Source organism: Micromonospora sp. NPDC051006 (genome assembly GCF_044456245.1).
In the GTDB taxonomy this organism is placed as follows: domain Bacteria; phylum Actinomycetota; class Actinomycetes; order Mycobacteriales; family Micromonosporaceae; genus Micromonospora.
This window is the reverse complement of the sequence record NZ_JBITFP010000004.1, coordinates 333934-351079: the sequence shown is the minus strand read 5'-3', so window position 1 is coordinate 351079 and position 17146 is coordinate 333934. Positions and strand designations below refer to the sequence as shown.

The window sequence follows — 17146 nt, the reverse complement described above, 5'->3', positions numbered from 1 at the left end:
CCTACCTATCTCAGGGTGAGCTGCCAGGCGCTGAGGCCGTGGGAGGCGGCGTAGAGGATCCGTTTGCCCGGGACGACGGTGAGCCCGGCGACCTCCACGTTCGGCATGCCGCCACCCGCCTTGACCCAGCTCGTGGCCCCCTTGGCCAGCCGCAGGACGCCGAAGTCGGTGGCCGCGTAGAGGTCACCGGTGACGTCGTCGCGGACCAGGTCGGTGATCGGTTGGTCGCCGAAGTCGTACGACCGGTCGGCCCAGGTCGCGCCGGCGCCGGCCAGCCTCACCTCGAACGCGTGCCCCAGCGTGGTCGGGGTGTTCGAGTTGAACCCGCTGTAGGAGATCCACGCCCGGGCCGGGTCGGCCGGGTCGACGTGGATGCTGGTGACGAAGCGGTTCGGGGTGCTGGCGTTGTCGATCCGGGTCCAGGTCACCGCGGCGGCCGGCTCGGCGTCGACGTTGCGGGTGACGAAGACCCGACCGGTGCTGGTCGCCGCCCAGGCGGTGGACGAGTCGCTGCCGACCCGCTGGACCACCGAGACGGCGCCGCCGGCCCGGTCACCCCAGGCGGCGTCGGTCAGCGGGACCGCCCCGAGCTGCGCCCAGTCGCCGCACTGGGCCTCGAAGGTGCCGGTCCAGCTGTTGCAGATCCGGTTGGCCTCGGCCAGCGTCCGGTCACCCAGGCCGAAGGTCTTGGTGCGGTAGACGGATCGGCCGGTGCCTGCGAACATCGTGCCGCTGACCTTGGGATCGGTGATCACCGGGGCGTAGAAGAGGTTGCCGGCCTGACCGAACACCCCGTCGTAGACGGAGATCCAGCTGCCGATGTCGCCGCCCGAGAAATTCACCTCCGGGGTCACGTCGTAGAAGGTGTGGAACCGGAACTCCGGCTTGCCGACGTCGAAGCCGGAGGCGCCGCCGTCACCGATCATCGTGTTGACCCAGCGCGAGCGCTGGCCCTTGTTCTCCCAGGTGCCGTTGTCCTGGGTGCCGCCCTGGAGCAGGTTGTGGTCGTGCGGACTCACCGACAGGCTGATGAACTGCAGGGTGTTCATGCCCTTGTTGATCCCCTCCAGCTTGGACGGGATCTTCGACAGCATCTGCCTGCAGCGCTCCTTCTGCGCCGCGGTGGTCAGGTTGCGGTCCGGGTTGTCACACCAGGCGGAGCGGTCCACGAACTGGCCGCTGGAGCGCATCAGGCCACCGTCGCTGGCCTCGAAGAACTGGAACGGGTTGCGGGGGTTGGTGACCAGCGCGTGCTGGTCGGGGTGCAGGCCGTTGGGGTGCAACTCGTCGGTGCCGTCGTAGGTCATGTCGGTGCCGCTGACCCCGGCGTCGGTGGAGAGGACCACCGCGCGCTTGTGCGCGATCGTCTCGCCGTAGACGTAGGAGCCGCCGGTGTAGACGATGTCCGGGTGCCCGGCGGGGGTGTGCACGAACACGTCGTACCAGCACTGGCCGGTGCACTGGTTGTAGGTGGCGAAGCCCGGGTCCGCCGGGTTGGCGCTGGTCAGGTCGGTGAAGGTCGCAGCCCCGGCGGCCACGTCGTCGCTGCGGAACAGCCGCGAGTAGGGGGTGCCGGTGTTGCCCTCGTAGACGTACATCCGGGTCTTGCCGCCGGGCAGGGCGGTGACGTCGATCGCCGCGCGGGTCTGCGGCATCGTCGCGTTCAGCGACGCCTTGATCTGCGTCCAGGTCGCGCCCGCGTCGGCGGAGCGCCACACCCCCCGGGCGTACGAGGAGGCGTAGAGGACGCTCGTGTTCCTCGGATCGATCTTGACGTAACGGACGCCGCGCGGCGAGCAGGCCGCGGTGTTGTTGTACTCGGCGGCGCTGCCGGTGCACTCGGTGGCGTCGGCCGACCCGTTGTGGATGAACTTCCAGCTCTTACCGGCGTCGGTGGACTTGTACAGGCCCCACTTCGCGGCGTCCGGCACCGGGCGGGTGACGCCGGTGCAGCACGAGCTGGACATGCCGCGCAACGCGGTGGTGGTGGCGACGTAGAGCGTCCTCGGGTCGCCGGGTTTGACGGTGATCTCGCCGATCCCCTTGCCGGCCAGCACGTCCTTGCCGAGCGGACCCTGCCAGGTCACGCCCCCGTTGGTGGACTTGTAGAGGCCCACGCCCGCCACGCAGCCGGAGGCGCAGGTGTTCGCCTCGCCGGTGCCGACGTAGATGGTCAGGCCTCTCCGGTCGTTGCGGTCGATGCGCACCGAGCCGGCGGCGTTGATGCCGAGTGGGCCGCCCAGGTAGAACCACTTCGGCTGGGCCGCGAGCGCGTTGAGGGTGCCCCAGACGCCGCCGCCGGCCGGGGTGGCGTACGCCCGGCAGAGCAGCGGGTTGCAGTCCGGGCTGATGTCGATCGAGGTGACCCGGCCGCCGGCCACGTACTCGTTGGGCACGTAGTTGTAGGCGTCGCGGAACTCGGTGAACGGGTAGAGCGCCTCGCTCGGACCGACGTTGGTCCACCGCTGGGCGCCCCGGAAGCGCTTGTCCGCGGCGGCGTAGGCGGCCTTGGACCGGTCGGTCTGCGCGATCGTGATGGCGTTCGCCGGGTAGGCCCGCTCCAGGAACTCCTGCTGAGCCGCGCCGCCCGGCCCTTCGGGCGACATCCCGTCGCTGCCCGGCACCGTCTGCCAGAGCCGTTCGAGGTGGGCGCCGGTGGCGCCCGGCATCTCGCCGTCACCCACCGCCGCTGTGGCCGGCACCTCGGCGCCGGTGAGATGGATGCCCGCGGCACCCGTCGTCGCCACGAGGGCGCCGACCGCTAGTCCTACGAGGAGATGGCGACGTCTGCGCTTCACGAGGGTCCCTCCCGGAATGAAGGCGTCGCCGCAGCGCGGCACCCACGGATTGGCGACCGTCGCTGGCAGCGTCCAGCAGGACGATCGCAGAGCGAACCGGTGCCGACAATCCCCCGCATGGACGGATGTCAACGTATGGTTGCATTCGCATGGAACGGGTAACGGGCCGGCATGCCTGAGCGATTCGAGCGTTATCCGCGCACCGCGATCGTCACCGGCGCGGACTCCGGTATCGGCAAGGCCTGTGCGGTGGCGCTCGCCCAGGCCGGCTTCGACATCGGCATCACCTGGTACGGCGACGCCCCGGGCGCGCAACGCACCGCGGGCGAGGTGCGCGCCGCCGGACGGCGCTGCGAGCTGGCCGAGATGGACCTGACCCGGCTGCCGGCGGCCGCCGACGTGGTCGACCAGTTGGCGGACCGGCTGGCTGGTCTCGGGGTCCTGGTCAACAACGCCGGGATCGGGACGGCGGTGCCCTTCGTCGACACCGACTGGGAGCAGTGGCGGGAGGTGCTCGCGGTCGACCTCGACGGGCCGTTCCTCTGCGGGCAGCGCGCCGCCCGACGGATGCGGGCCGCCGGGACGGGCGGGCGGATCATCAACATCACCAGCGTGCACGAGCACGCCCCACGGGTCGGATCGGCCGCGTACTGCGCGGCGAAGGGCGGGCTCGGGCTGCTGACCAAGGTGATGGCGCAGGAGTTGGCCCCGGACGGGATCACCGTCAACGCGGTCGCCCCCGGCGAGATCTCCACCCCGATGACCGGGCAGGAGGACGTCGACCCGTTCGACCAGGAGCGACCGGGCATACCGGTCGGGCGGCCGGGCGACGCGCGGGAGGTGGCGGCGGTGGTCGCGCTGCTCGCCTCCCCCGCCGCCAGCTACGTCACCGGAGCCTCCTGGCCGGTCGACGGCGGCATGCTGCTGATGGGCCCGCAGGCGGTGGCGCTGACCTCGCACGACTGGCGACGGGTCGAGCCGACGTAACAGTCGGTGACGCTCGACGTTCACAGTGTCTACTTAGGGTGGTCGATGGCCCGCCGCACGACGGCCGGGCCGCCGACCGGCCCCACACCCGGGGCCCCGACGGAAGGACACACCATGCCCTTCGCCCAGCGGATCGTCGCGCTCGTCGCGGCCACCCTCCTCGCCGCCGGCGGGCTGACCGCCGAAGCGGCGGCGCACCCCCGCGCCGCGCACGCCGCCGACCTCGACCAGCCGGCCTCGGTGCTGCTGCTGACCGTGCAGCCGCACAGCGCAACGCCCCGGACCCGGGTACTGCTCTGCGGCCCGAGCGGCGGCGACCACCCGGCGGCCGCGACCGCCTGCCGCACCGTCGCCGGCGTCGACGGTGACCTCGCCACGCTCACCCTCGACCCCGACACCCTCTGCACGCTGGAGTACGCGCCGGTCACCGTCCGCGCCTTCGGCTTCTGGGGCGACCGGCCGGTGACGCACACCCGGACGTTCGACAACCGCTGCGGGCTGCTGCGCGAGACCGGCGACCTGTTCGCCTTCTGACCCCGCCCCGCACGGCGCCCGCGCAGCCGCGGGCGCCGTGCCCGGGTGGCGGGCCGATGGCCCGAGGACGGCTACTGGCCGGGATCGGCGATCGACTGGCGGTTGATGTAGACGACCTCGGCGGCGAAGGCCAGCAACGCCACCACCGCGCCGAGGCCGATCGCGAGACCGGACGACAGCCCGGCGAGCCCGAGCAGCAGCGTCACGCTGAGCCCCACCAGCAGCGCGTTCACCGCGCCCACCAACGCGGCGGCGGTGAGCAGCAGTTGCACCCGGCCGGGCGTGTTACCGACGGCCGACCAGGTCGACCGCTTGGTGCCCTCGCCCAGCACCGCGTCGGCGAAGAAGTCGTGCTCCGCGGCCAGCTTGCGGTGGTAGTACGCCCGGATCCGCTGGATCCGCTCGAGATCCAGCTCGTTCTCCACCATGTTCTGCACCAGCCGCAGGAAGGTGAGCGTTCCGGTGATCACCAGCGTCGGCAGCACCGCGGCGAGATACGGCTTGACCAGGGCAGCGGTGCTGGACACGAAACCGAGGCCGATCAGCCCGGCGGACAGCAGGGACAGGAAGACGGTCGCCCGACCCACCGACTCGGCGACCGTCGCGCTGCGCGAGGTCTGCAGCACGAAGTGCTCGGTGGTCAGCGCGGTGAGCAGCGCCTGCTCGCGTTCACCGTCGTCCATGCACCTCACCCTCCGTGGTCAATCGGCACGGTCACCGTCACCATACGAGGGGCGGGGGCGCGCGGATCGGTGAACGCCGGGGTCGCGAACGGGACAGCGGACGGCAAAGCGGGCACGTATCCTCGTCTGCCGGGGTGATCACGGGCCGCCGGGCGGGCCGGTCGAGGCCGGGAGGGGACCGGGATGCCGCGGTCGGGCAGTTGGCGACGGGGTCGTACGGCTCGGCAGCGCCGGGCGTTCGTGGTCGGCGGGGCGCTGCTCGGCGTGGCCACCGCCATGCTGCTGGCCGCATGGCGCAGCACCGGGTTCCTCAGCGACCTGCTGCTCAACCTGGGCGCCAGCGTGGTGCTCGCGGCGATCTCGTACGTCATCTTCGACCCGCTCTTCGAAGAGGCCCGCAAGGCCCGGGTGCAGGAGCACCTGAGCTTCGACCAGCAGGCGTTCGTGGCCCGACTGCACCGCAGCGGCCGGCGGGTGCGCATCCTCGACACCTGGACGATCCTGCTGGAGCAGCAGCACCGGGCGGCGACCCTGGCGGCGGTGGAGGCGGCGCTGCGCAGCGGCGCGCAGGTGCAGCTGCTCCTGCTCGACCCCGACTGCACCGCCGCCCAGCAGCGCTCCGAGGAGCTGGAGCGGCAGCGGGTGAACGTGCCCAAGCAGATCCGGGCCAACCTGCGGCACCTCGCCGCCCTTCAGGAGAAGCTGGACCGGGAGGACAAGGGGCTGCGGCCCCGGTTGCAGGTCCGCATCTACGACGCCTCGCCCTCGATCCAGCTCTACCAGTGGGACGGGCAGGCGCTGATCTCGTTCTTCCCGATCGGCAAACTCTCGTTCAACGTCCCCCAGCTCGAGGTGGACATGGACAGCCCGTGGGGTGGCTTCGTGCACGCCCGCTTCGAGGAGCTGTGGGAGCACGAGCAGGCCACCCTCTCGCTGGAGCGCTACTGGTCGGCCGCCGTGACACTGAGCCACGACGGCTTCGACGCGGTCGAGGTGCAGGTGCCCTACGTCTCGGTGGACGGGCAGCACTACATCGACTGCCGGCAGTTCCGGTTGAACCCGCTGCTGACCGTCCGGGCCCAGCTGCCGCCGCGTACCACCGGCTCCTCGGCGGGGGTGTTCGCGCTGGCCGAACCGGCCGACGGCGACCGCACCGCGGCGACGTCGGTGGCCCGGCTGTTCGACCAGAAGTACGGACCGGGCGGCGGCCAGCGGACCATCGTGCGACTGGTGCCGCAGGACTCCGTCGACGGCCGTACGCCCAACCCGCGCTCCCCCACCGGCGCCGACCCGCACGGACGGTGACCCCGCCGGGCCGCCGGACCGCCGACCGGCGGAGAATGGCGAGGGCCCGGCCCGGGCACACCTTGGAATCGGCGGGAGAACGGTAGGCGTGTCGGACAGCCCACGATCGGCGACGCCGACGTCACCGCGCCGGGACGACCTGCGCGCCGACTGCACCCGCTGCTTCGCGCTCTGCTGCGTGGCACCGGCCTTCGCCGCCTCCGCCGACTTCGCCATCGACAAGCCCGCCCGGCAGCCCTGCCCCAACCTGCGCCCGGACCACCGCTGCGGGATCCACACCGAGCTGCGCGACCGGGGCTTTCCCGGCTGCACGGTCTTCGACTGCTTCGGCGCCGGGCAGCAGGTCGCGCAGGTGACCTTCGGCGGGCGGGACTGGCGGACGGCACCGGAGACCGCGGCCGTCATGTTCGACACGTTCACGGTGATGCGCCCGCTGCACGAGCTGCTCTGGTATCTGACCGAGGCGCTGGCGCTGCACCCACCGGCCGCGCTGCGCGGCGAGCTGGACCGGGCCCGCGACGAGACCGTGCGGCTCACCGCGGGCAGCGCCGAGGAGTTGCTCGCCCTCGACGTGCCCGCCCATCGCGAGCGGGTCAACGTGCTGCTCTCCCGCGCCGGCGCGGCGGCCCGGGGGCAGGGTGGCGCCGATCGCCGCGGCGCCCGGCTCTTCGGCGCGGACCTGCGCGGCGCCGACCTGCGCCGGGCCAATCTGCGCGGGGCGCTGCTGATCGGGGCCGACCTGCGCGGGGTCGACCTGCACCTGGCCGACCTCACCGGGGCCGACCTGCGCGGCGCCGACCTGCGCGGGGCGGATCTCACCGGCAGCCTCTTCCTGCACCAGTCCCAGCTCGACGCCGCCCGTGGCGACGCCCGCACCGGTCTGCCGGCCCGGCTCACCCGGCCGGCGCACTGGACGTCGCTGCCGCTGACCCCGGTGCGCCGACCGTCCGGGTCGGCCCCGCCGGCTAGGCGCGGCCGCCGCCGGTGAGGGCGGTACGACGCCGGTCAGCCCCCGCTCTCCTGCAATCCGGCGTACACCGGGCAGGCCGGGCAGCGCGCGCGGTCGCAGAGCCGGCACAGGTACGCCAGGGTGCGTTCGTCGGACACCTCGTCGCGGAGCAGGGTCCGGGCGATCTCGGCCAGTTGACCGCGCTGCTCGGCGGTCAGTGGTGCCAGCAGCGCGGTCAGCACCTCCTCGCGGGCTTGCAGGACGCGCGCGGCCGCGTCGGCGCCCTGGGGGGTCAGGTGCAGCGCCCGGCTGCGCGCGTCCGCGCCCGCCCGGCGCTCCACCCAGCCCTGATCGCGCAGACGGCGGACCAGGTGGGCGGCCCCCGGCTGGGTCAGACCGAGGACCTGGCGGAGCCACTCCGCGGTCACCCCGGGCTGGTCCTTCAGCACGATGAGCGACTCGGCCAGGACTCCGCCGGCCCCGGCCGGCCCGGTGACCGCCGCCCGCATCCGGGACCCGACCAGCAGGGCCAGCGCGCCGACCAGGTTTGTCGCACCACCTTCGGGTAGATACATAAGTCATGAATGTACCTGGCCGGGCGGTCGGCCTCATCACCCTGATGAACCTCGCCTACCTGCCGATCGCGATGCGGCAACTGCTCATCGTGCTGCTCGGCCACGACAGCACCGGAAGCTTCGCCACCGCCGGGGCGGCCAGCGCGGCCTGCGGGATCGGCCTCGCCAGCACCGCGCCGCTCACCGGTCGCCTGCTGTCCCGGCTCGGCGACCGGCCGGTGCTGCTCGTCACCGGCCTCGGTCACCTGCTCTGCCTGCTCGGCCTCGCGGTCGTGACCGAGCCGGCCGCCTTCGTGGCCCTGGCCGCCGCGGCCGGGCTCAGCACCCCGCCCGTGCTGGGCAGCGGACGGGCCCGACTCGCCGTCCTCGTCCCCGCACCCGCCCTGGCCCGCGCCTACGCGGTCAACGCGGTCGGGCAGGAGCTGATCTACGTGGGCGGTCCGCTGACGGTGACCCTGAGCCTGATGCTGACCGGCCCCGGCGGGGCGCTGCTCGCCTTCGCCGCGCTCGGCACCGCCGCGCTGGTCGGCACCGCGCTGGTGATGCCCCGTCCGATCCCGGACGGCCGCCCCGCGGCGGAGCCGGTGTTCCGGTCGGGTCGCGCCACCGTCGCGACGCTGCTCGGCACCCACCTCGGCTACACCGCCTGCATCGGCGCGATGTGGGTGCTCGTGCCGGCGTTCGCCACCGCGGTCGGGCAGCCCGACCAGGCCGGGCTGCTGGTCGCCGTCTGGTCCGCCGGCAGCCTGGTCGGAGGCCTGCTCCTCGCCCGCCGGGGTCGGCCGGGCAGCCCCGGCGGGGCCTATCTGGCCTTTCTCGGCACACTGACCGTCACGTCGCTCGTGCTGCCGCTGCCGCGCACCGTGCCGCAGATGGCCCTCGCCCTGGCCGTCTTCGGGCTCGGGCTCGCGCCCTGGCTGGCGGTCACCGACGAGATCCTGGCCCGGGCCATCCCCGCGCCGCGCCTGGCCGAGGCGTACGGCTGGCTGTTGACCGCCGGGCAGCTCGGCATCGCCCTCGGCGCGGCGACCAGCGGCGCGGTCAACGAACGGCTCGGCAACGACGCCGCGTTCCTGGTGGTGGGCGCGGCGCTGGTACTCGCCCTGGCCACGGCGCTCCTGCGACGCCGCACCCTGCGGGTGAGCGCTGCGGCGCCCCGCCCGGTGGACCCGACGCCCGCCCCCAGCCGTACGCCGGGTCCGGTTGCCCGGAGTGGACCGGTGGGCTGACGTTTCGCCGGTTTGCCCGCCGGGTAGCCAGCGCCGACCGGGACAGGGCACGGACGGGAGACGACCGTGGGGTACAGAGCGCGGCAAGGTAAGCAGCCGGTCGACCCGGAGCACGCCGAGGACGAAGCAGGCCAGGCCAGGCTGGTCCAGGTCGAGGCGGACACCGAGGTCCCCGCCCCGGACGACACCGACGTACGGCCGGACCTGGTCACCGAGGACAACGGGTCGGGCGTCGCGGGCGGTTCGTCCGGCAGCAGCGGCGGCGGCTCCAGCATGCCGGGGCACCCCGACGCGACCCGCTGAGGAGCGGCTGGCGCGGTCAGCTCACCGCGCGGCGACAGCTGCGGTGCGTGCCTCGGTCATGCCGCGGTTGGCCAGCGCGTCGGCGCGCTCGTTCTCCGGGTGCCCGTTGTGCCCCTTGACCCAGAGCCAGGTGACCTCGTGCCGGGCGCACGCGGCCTCCAGCCGCTGCCACAGGTCCGCGTTCTTCACCGGCTGCTTCGCCGCGGTGCGCCAGCCGTTGCGCTTCCACGACGCCAACCAACTGGTGATGCCGTTGCGCACGTAGGTGCTGTCGGTGGTCAGCTCGACCCCGACCGGCCGGGTGAGGCTCTCCAGCGCCTGGATGGCGGCCATCAGCTCCATCCGGTTGTTGGTGGTCGGGGTCGCCTCACCGCCGCAGAGTTCCCGCTCGTGGTCGCCGTAGCGCAGCAGCGCGCCCCAGCCACCCGGGCCCGGGTTGCCGCTGCACGCGCCGTCGGTCCAGATCCGCACCACCCTGCCGGCGTCCACCATGCCGGCAACCTACCCGGCCGGTCGGGGCGCCGGTTCGACCACCTCCACCACCCGGAAGCGCTGGGTCAGCACCAGGGTGTCGTCGTCCACCGTGAAGTCGGGGTCGCCGAGCTCGTCGCGCACCTCCGGACCGTGCCAGAACTCCTCGTGCCCGGCCCGCCACTGGGCCACCGACTCGTCGCCCTCGCCCTCGTCCAGGACGTGCCGCAGGTCGACCTCGGCGAGCCGGAGCACCCGCACCTCGGTCGACTCGATCACCGCGACCGGCCGGCCCGCCGAATCCACCACCACCGACCGTCCGCCCACCCGCGGCAGCGGCTCGCCCAGGACGTCGTAGCCGAGCATCAGCGCGGTGGTCGAGGTCTTCGTTCCGGCGAGGATGGCGGTGACCAGCCGGTCCCGCAGCGGCCCGGGAAACCCGAACTCGGCCAACGGGAGATCATCAAGGTCCACCCGGCCGAGGATACCGGCGGGAGTGGGTCGGTTAGGGTCGGCCGGTGGAGCGGCACATCGCCTTCGAACACCTGTACAACTTCCGGGACCTGGGCGGCTACCGCACCGGGGACGGTCGCGAGGTCCACTGGGGACTGATCTACCGGTCGGACTCGCTGGGCAAGCTCGCCGGCGCGGACCTGGCGCGCTTCCGCGCGCTGGGCGTGCGTACGGTGATCGACCTGCGCTACCCGTGGGAGATCGCGGCCCGCGGCCGGGCGCCGGAGCTGGACGGGTTGGCCTGGCACAACCTGAGCGTCGAGCACCGCCCCTACGACCAGGCCACCATCGACCCCCGGCTGGACCCGTGGCGCTACCTCGCCGACCGCTACGCCGAGGTGGCCGCGGACGGCGTGCCGGAGCTGCGCCGGGCGCTGGAGGTGATCGCGGCGGCGGACGGCCCGCTGGTGTTCCACTGCGCGTCGGGCAAGGACCGCACCGGCCTGCTGGCCGCGCTGCTGCTGGCCCTGCTCGGCGTCGACGACGACCAGATCGCTGCCGACTTCGCGCTGACCGAGCTGGCGACCGAACAGCTGATCGCGCACTGGCACGCCCTGCACCCGGGCCGGACGTTGGCCTGGCCCGGCTACGGCCGGGCGCCGGAGAAGATCATCCGGCTCTTCCTGGCCGACCTGGTGGCCGCGCACGGCTCCGTTCGCGGCTACGCGGTCGACCGGCTCGGGGTGGACGACGACCTCGTCGGGCGACTGCGCGACCGGCTGCTGACCCGGTAGCTGATCCACGAGCGGTTGCGGCGGACCGGACGACCGGGTGATCGACGAGGAGCGGAGTGCCGCCGGCCGGTGCTGACCCGGCCGGCACGTTCAGCGCTCGGCGTCCGGCGCGGCCGCGGGCAGGCCGTCGCGCACCGCGGCCGGCACCGGGGGCGCCGGGCGGCGCGGACGGAGCCGGTCGCGGAGGCGGTGCGCCGCGTCCCCGGCGGTGGCCGCCACCATCGGCAGCAGCCGGGTGGAGCTCATCACCGCGAACTCCTCGGCCGGCGTGGTGGTGCCGTCGAGGAATCGCAGCACCCGCTCGGGCGGATTGCGGTCGAAGAGCCGGTCGAAGAACTCCGGCCCGCCGACGGAGCCGCGGTCCAGCGCGCGCAGGGCGACCGCGTCCATCCAGCGGTGCCGGCCGGGGTACGCGGGCGCGGGCACCGGCGGACGGCCGGCGGCCAGGGCGCGGGCCACCTGGTCGGCCTGGCGGTACATGGCGGAGAAGGTGAACCCGGTGGAGGGCCGGGTCGCGCCGCCGGCGGTGCCGAGGCGCACCACGCGCGGCGACGGTCGGGCGACGAACGGGCCGTCGGTCATCGGGATCACCCCGTTCTCCACCTCCCGCACCGTCAGCCGGGCCGGGTCGAGCCCGAGCCGGTCCCGGTAGCCGGCCAGCGCGGCGTCGTAGCCGGCGCCGGTGAGCAGGGCCGGTGAGAACTCGGTGTACTCGACCAGGGCGTACCGGTCGCTGACCGGCAGCAGATAGCCGAAGGAGACGCCTCGGGCCGGCTGCGGGGTGCGGAAGTCCATCAGCACCGCCCGGTCGGGGTCGAAGACGGCGGTCTCCGCCGCGAGCCACCAGCCGCGGAAGTGTTGCAGCCAGTTGGTGCGGCCGGAACGCGCCGGCGGGCACGGCCGGGAGTCGAGCGCCCAGCCGGCCCGCACGACCGGGCCTTCGTCGGCGGTGCGGATCAGCACCCGGTCGCCGTCGTCGTGCACGGCGTCCACGGCAGCGCGAACCCGGGTCACGCCGAGGCGCTTCTCGGCCTCGGCCGCCTGCTCGTAGACCGGGCCGGAGCGGAGCATCGCGTAGCGCAGCGGGGCGAGGTCGAGCACCCGGCGCGCGGCGGGGGTGACCACCTCGACCTGCTGCCAGCTCGCGCTGAGCAGCGGGTCGAGGTCGCTGCCGGGGTGGCCCCAGAACGCCCAGGTGCGGTCCTGGCCGCGCCGGCGGACCGGGTCGACGACGGCGACCCGCAGACCACGCACGCCGTGCCGGTCGAATGCGGCCAGCACGAGGGAGGCGGCGCCGCCGCCACCGACCAGGGCGAGGTCCACGTCGACCGGTGCGGAGCTGGGCATCCGTCCACGCTGTCACACCCGGCCGGCCGCCGCCGCGCCGGCCACCTCGCCGCCGGACGCGGTCAGGCGATCCAGCAGATGACCGCGTCGCCGTTCTTGGCCGCGGCGGTGAAGTAGTCGCGCACGCCGGGCAGGAAGTGCGCCACCCAGGCCAGCTCCCCAGGCCGGTCCCACACCGCCGGATAGACCTCGGCCCGCTGCAGCTCCGCCTGGTCGACCCCGCCGATCAGGTCCTCCTCGGTGAGGTCGGCGAGCGCCGCGGCGGCCTCGGCCACCTGCTCTGCAGTCAGGTAGCCGGGCGGGCCGTAGCCCCAGTCGGCCCCCGACGCCTCGATGACCTCCAGCGCTGCCTCCCGGTCGTCGGGCAGCTCCACGAACCACTCCTCGCCGGAGACGATCGAGATCGGGAAGTCGCACCGGTCGAGCAGGAAGTGCAGCGCGTGCCAGGCCTTGTCGGTGCCGGAGCAGCGGGGATCAGCCGGCGGATCGTCGTCTTCGGCGTCGCCAATCCGCCTGGCCAGGCCGTAGGCCCAGTCGAGATCGTCCCTGGCCCGTGCCAGCTCACCCGCGGAGACTCGCAGCCAGCTCCCGTACATGCCCATGGCGGGACCCTAGCCAGCCGGTCCGACATCTCGCCGGGCGCTGCTGATCGGGCGCGCCTCCGGCACCACCACCGTGCAGTACCAGCGCCACGAAAGGTTTTCCTATTCGGAATGATCTTCCAGGCGTAGCGTCTCGTCTGGTCCTCCGACGGACACATGTTGGCCCACGGTCCCACCTTCCGGGCCGGCGTCCGAGGACGCTGCCGGCACCGTCGCCGGCGGCTGGCGAGCAGACGAGACAAGGGACGGCATCACTTGAACCTCTCGCGTACCCGTGGAGCCTGGCTAGCCGCCACGGTCTCCGCGGTCCTGGCGGCGGTCGGCGGCTCACCAGCCGTGGCCGCCGAGCCTGGGCCGACCGCCACCCCGGGCTCGACCACCGGGACACCGACCGGCCTGCCCACCCCGCCCGGTACCCATTCGGTCACCCTGATCACCGGCGACGTGGTCACCACCCGCCAGACCGCGAACGGCGGCACCGTCGAGGTACGACGCCCGGGTGGCGCCCCGGCGCAGGTGCGGGTGGTGGAGTCCGGCAGCGAGCTGTACGTCTACCCGCAGTCCGTGCTGCCCTACCTGGCCGCCGACACGGTGGACAGGCGGCTGTTCAACGTGACCCGCCTGATCGCCGACGGGTACGACGACGCGTCGGTGGACCACCTGCCGCTGATCGTGTCGTACACCGACGCGGCGGCCGGCCTGCGCGCCAGGACCGCGCCCACCGGCGCGACGCGCACCCGCACGCTGAGCAGCATCAACGGCGCGGCGCTGACCGAGGACCGCGACCGGGCCGCCGACTTCTGGGCGGCGATCACCGCCGCGTCGCCCGCCGCGAAGTCAGCCGCCGGCACCACGAGCGCCGACGCGGCGGGACGCTTCGGCGGCGGGATCGCCAAGATCTGGTTGGACGGGCGGGTCCGGGCCGACCTCGCCGACACCACCGCGCAGATCGGCGCACCGCAGGTGTGGGCCGGTGGCGACACCGGCGCGGGCGTACGGGTGGCCGTGCTGGACACCGGCATCGACGCCACCCACCCGGACCTGACCGACCGGATCGCCGAGTCGGCCGTGTTCGTACCCGGCGAGGAGATCACCGACCGGGTCGGGCACGGCACCCACGTCGCCTCCACCATCGCCGGCACCGGCGCCGCCTCCGGCGGGCGCGAGCGGGGCGTCGCCCCGGACGCCCGACTCGCCATCGGCAAGGTGCTCAGCGACCAGGGTTCCGGGATGGACTCCTGGATCCTCGCCGGCATGGAGTGGGCGGCCCGGGAGGCCGACGCCACGGTCATCAACATGAGCCTGGGTTCGAACCAGCCGAGCGACGGGACCGACCCGATCAGCCAGTCGGTCAACTCGCTCAGCGCCGAGACCGGCGCGCTGTTCGTCGTCTCCGCAGGCAACGCCGGCGCCCCGGGCACCGTCGCCGCCCCGGGTGCGGCGGACGCGGCGTTGACCGTCGGCGCGGTCGACGGCGACGACCAGCTCGCCTCCTTCTCCAGCCAGGGGCCACGGATCAGCGACGAGGCCATCAAGCCGGAGCTGACCGCGCCCGGCGTGGGGGTGCTCGCGGCCCGGTCGCGGTACGCGTCCGGCGAGGGCGCCTACCAGAGCATGGACGGCACCTCGATGGCCGCGCCGCATGTGGCCGGCGCCGCCGCCCTGCTCGCGGTGAAGCACCCGGACTGGACCGGCCAGCAACTCAAGGACGCCCTGGTCAGCACGGTCAAGGCCACCCCGCAGTACGACGCGTACCAGGCCGGCACCGGCCGGGTCGACGCCGCCGCGGCGGTACGGGCCCCGATCGTGGCGACCGGCACCGTCCACACCAGCGTGCGCCGCGAGACCGCGACCACGCCCGGCGGCAAGCCGGTGACGTACACCAACACCACCGGCCAGCCGATCACCCTGGACCTGGCGGTTGACGCCACGACCGCCCCGACCGGCCTGTTCACCCTGTCCGCGAAGCGGGTGACCGTGCCCGCGCACGGCGCCGCCACGGTCACCCTGACCACGGACCCCTCACGGGCCACCGCCGGCAGCCGGTACACCGGGCAGGTCGTCGCCACCGGTGCGGACCAGGCCGTGCTGACCCGCACCGCGATCGGCATCGGCACCTTCACCCCGTACCACCGGCTCACGCTGAAGATGACCGACCGGGCCGGCAAACCGGCCGCCGGAATGATCGAGCTGGGTCGGCCGGGCAGCTACGGGCCGGACTTCGTCGAGACCGACCCGGACGGCCTGGCGCAGCTGTACCTGCCCGAGGGCGTCTACTCGGCGATGAGCTTCCTCAACGTCGCCGGCAGCCACGGGCCGAACTCGAACGGCCTGGCGTTGCTCGGCAACCCGGACATCGACCTGCGCGCGGACACCACGGTCCGGCTGGACGGCGCGGCGGCGCGCCGGGTCCAGTCGCTGGCGCCGCAGCGGACCGCCGACACGTACTCCCGGCTGGACTACTACCGGTCGCAGGGCGAGGGCCGGTGGCGCTCCTTCATCGAGGGTGGCGTCTTCTACGACAGCTTCTGGGCCCAGCCGACCAGCCACGACGTCGAGCACGGCGACTTCTACCTCAACGCCCGCTGGCGTAAGGAACAGCCGGTGCTCACCGTCGGCACCGCGAAGGTCGACTTCGACGACGTGGTCCGCCAGCAGGGCACCACCCAGCTGCCGAAGGGCCGGTGGACGCTGCCCGCTGTCTACGCCGGCAACGGCGCGGCGAGCGACTACGCCGAGCTGGACGCCCGTGGCAGGGCGGTCGTGGTCCGGCACAACTGGGAGGTCAGCGACTCCGAGCAGGCCGCTGCCGCGACCGCGGCCGGTGCGAAGCTGCTGCTGGTGGTGAACGACCACCCCTGGCGCGAGGTGCGTGACTACTCGGTCGACTGGTCCACCCCCACCCCGATCGAGGTGGCGCTGCTCAGCATGGACGAGGGCGAGGCGCTGATCCAGCAGATCCAGCGTGGTGCGACGAAGATCGAGGTGGCTTCGCAGCCGGTCGCCGACTACGTCTACGACCTGATGCAGGCCTACCACAACGAGATCCCCCGCACGCTGACCCGGACCGAGACTCCGAAGACGCTCGCCCGCATCGACGTGGGCTTCACCTTCCCGACGACGCAGACCCGGGGCGGCGAGTTCCGGTTCGACTGGCCGACGTACTCGGACTGGGGCATCGGGCAGAGCAGCAACCGGCCGCTCGCGCCGGTCCGCGCCGACTGGGTCTCGACCGGCAAGCTGTACGGGTGGGGCCAGGAGGCGTACATCGACTCCGACACGTACCAGATCGACACCCGGACGAGCTACCGGGCCGGCAGCCGGGGCGAGGAGCAGTTCTTCCAGCCGATCGAGCGGCCGCACCTGAACAACAACTTCAAGCTGCCCACCCGCTCCGGCGACGTCCTCAACCTGGACGTGCCCGGTTGGGGCGGCGACGACCACGTCGGCATGGCGATGAACGCGGCCACCCAGGTCAACCAGCTGTTCCAGGGCGACACGCTGCTCGGCCAGAGCAGCAGCACCTGGATCAGCGGCACCGCGCCGGGCGCGGGTGACCTGCCGTACCGGCTGTTGGTGCGGACCAGCCAGGACCCGATCGCCGGCCCGTACTCGACCAGCACCTCCACGGAGTGGACGTTCCGGTCGAAGGCGCCGGCCGCCGGCGTGGAGTCGAGCGTGCTGCCGCTGCTCCAGCTCGACTACGCGGTCGACACCGACGCCGCCGGCACCGCGGCGGGCCGGACCGACCTGACCGTCGCGGCCGCGCACCTGCCCGGAGTGACCGGCTGCGGCAGCATCGGGCCGGTCCGGCTGGAGATCTCGTACGACGACGGCGCGCACTGGCAGCGGCAGTCGCCGGAGCGCGCGAAGGACGGTTCCTGGACGGCGAAGCTGCGCGCGCCGAACGGCGCGGCGTACGTGTCGCTGCGGGCCAGCGCCACCGACAGCGCGGGCAACGCGGTCAGCCAGACCGTGATCCGCGCCTTCGGGGTGCGCTGAACCTGATCCCCTGATCACCTGTGGTCCGGCCGGCTCGCACCGGCCGGGCCACAGGTGTTTCCGGGTCGGTTGACATGCAACCGTTCGGTTGCCTATCGTCACAGGCAGCTGATC

15 protein-coding genes are annotated in these 17146 nt (G+C 73.4%); 8 read left to right on the top strand and 7 right to left on the bottom strand.

What is annotated here, in order from left to right:
* Window positions 1–5: 5 nt before the first annotated feature.
* Entirely contained in the window at window positions 6–2798 is a 2793-nt protein-coding gene (locus ACIBBA_RS10215) for a WD40/YVTN/BNR-like repeat-containing protein (RefSeq protein WP_396695709.1), read from the bottom strand.
* Between the two features lie 171 nt (window positions 2799–2969).
* Here ACIBBA_RS10215 and ACIBBA_RS10210 point away from each other — a divergent pair, with 171 nt between their 5' ends.
* Window positions 2970–3785, top strand: coding sequence for an SDR family oxidoreductase (locus ACIBBA_RS10210; protein WP_396695707.1), 816 nt, complete (start codon window positions 2970–2972; stop codon window positions 3783–3785).
* Between the two features lie 114 nt (window positions 3786–3899).
* Window positions 3900–4319 carry an SSI family serine proteinase inhibitor gene (locus tag ACIBBA_RS10205; protein ID WP_396695705.1) on the top strand — a complete coding sequence of 140 codons (420 nt, stop codon included), beginning with the start codon at window positions 3900–3902 and terminating at the stop codon, window positions 4317–4319.
* A 71-nt stretch (window positions 4320–4390) separates the two neighbouring features.
* Here ACIBBA_RS10205 and ACIBBA_RS10200 read toward each other — a convergent pair whose 3' ends face one another.
* A complete protein-coding gene (locus ACIBBA_RS10200) occupies window positions 4391–5002 on the bottom strand; it encodes a hypothetical protein (protein ID WP_396695703.1) in 612 nt (203 codons plus the stop codon).
* Between the two features lie 183 nt (window positions 5003–5185).
* Here ACIBBA_RS10200 and ACIBBA_RS10195 point away from each other — a divergent pair, with 183 nt between their 5' ends.
* Together ACIBBA_RS10195 and ACIBBA_RS10190 are read left to right on the top strand one after the other, a co-directional pair.
* A complete protein-coding gene (locus ACIBBA_RS10195; RefSeq protein ID WP_396695701.1) occupies window positions 5186–6307 on the top strand; it encodes a DUF5919 domain-containing protein in 1122 nt (373 codons plus the stop codon).
* Window positions 6308–6395: 88 nt separating this feature from the next.
* The gene (locus ACIBBA_RS10190; protein ID WP_396695699.1) at window positions 6396–7295 is read left to right on the top strand and encodes a pentapeptide repeat-containing protein; all 900 of its coding nucleotides are present in this window, start codon (window positions 6396–6398) and stop codon (window positions 7293–7295) included.
* 17 nt (window positions 7296–7312) lie between these two features.
* Here the strand turns inward: ACIBBA_RS10190 and ACIBBA_RS10185 are convergent, their stop codons facing one another.
* Entirely contained in the window at window positions 7313–7831 is a 519-nt protein-coding gene (locus ACIBBA_RS10185; protein ID WP_396695697.1) for a MarR family winged helix-turn-helix transcriptional regulator, read from the bottom strand.
* Between the two features lie 5 nt (window positions 7832–7836).
* Here ACIBBA_RS10185 and ACIBBA_RS10180 point away from each other — a divergent pair, with 5 nt between their 5' ends.
* Window positions 7837–9060: an MFS transporter gene (locus ACIBBA_RS10180; RefSeq protein ID WP_396695695.1), complete on the top strand. Its 1224-nt coding sequence runs from the start codon at window positions 7837–7839 to the stop codon at window positions 9058–9060.
* Between the two features lie 66 nt (window positions 9061–9126).
* Window positions 9127–9363, top strand: a complete 237-nt coding sequence (locus ACIBBA_RS10175; RefSeq protein WP_357053993.1) for a preprotein translocase YidC — start codon at window positions 9127–9129, stop codon at window positions 9361–9363.
* A gap of 21 nt (window positions 9364–9384) precedes the next feature.
* On the opposite strand, the gene rnhA is transcribed toward ACIBBA_RS10175, so the two are convergent.
* On the bottom strand, window positions 9385–9855 hold the full coding sequence (gene rnhA / locus ACIBBA_RS10170; protein ID WP_357053996.1) for a ribonuclease HI: 471 nt from the start codon (window positions 9853–9855) through the stop codon (window positions 9385–9387).
* A gap of 9 nt (window positions 9856–9864) precedes the next feature.
* Window positions 9865–10308 (bottom strand): ASCH domain-containing protein, encoded by a 444-nt coding sequence (locus ACIBBA_RS10165; protein WP_396695693.1) that lies wholly within the window; start codon window positions 10306–10308, stop codon window positions 9865–9867.
* A 44-nt stretch (window positions 10309–10352) separates the two neighbouring features.
* Here ACIBBA_RS10165 and ACIBBA_RS10160 point away from each other — a divergent pair, with 44 nt between their 5' ends.
* Complete coding sequence (locus ACIBBA_RS10160; RefSeq protein ID WP_396695691.1) at window positions 10353–11081, top strand: tyrosine-protein phosphatase; 729 nt, start codon at window positions 10353–10355, stop codon at window positions 11079–11081.
* Between the two features lie 90 nt (window positions 11082–11171).
* Here the strand turns inward: ACIBBA_RS10160 and ACIBBA_RS10155 are convergent, their stop codons facing one another.
* Together ACIBBA_RS10155 and ACIBBA_RS10150 are read right to left on the bottom strand one after the other, a co-directional pair.
* On the bottom strand, window positions 11172–12428 hold the full coding sequence (locus ACIBBA_RS10155) for a lycopene cyclase family protein (RefSeq protein WP_396695689.1): 1257 nt from the start codon (window positions 12426–12428) through the stop codon (window positions 11172–11174).
* A 62-nt stretch (window positions 12429–12490) separates the two neighbouring features.
* Complete coding sequence (locus tag ACIBBA_RS10150; protein WP_396695687.1) at window positions 12491–13030, bottom strand: DUF1877 family protein; 540 nt, start codon at window positions 13028–13030, stop codon at window positions 12491–12493.
* 255 nt (window positions 13031–13285) lie between these two features.
* On the opposite strand from ACIBBA_RS10150, the gene ACIBBA_RS10145 reads away from it, so the two are divergent.
* Window positions 13286–17032 carry a S8 family serine peptidase gene (locus ACIBBA_RS10145; RefSeq protein ID WP_396695685.1) on the top strand — a complete coding sequence of 1249 codons (3747 nt, stop codon included), beginning with the start codon at window positions 13286–13288 and terminating at the stop codon, window positions 17030–17032.
* Window positions 17033–17146 lie beyond the last annotated feature (114 nt).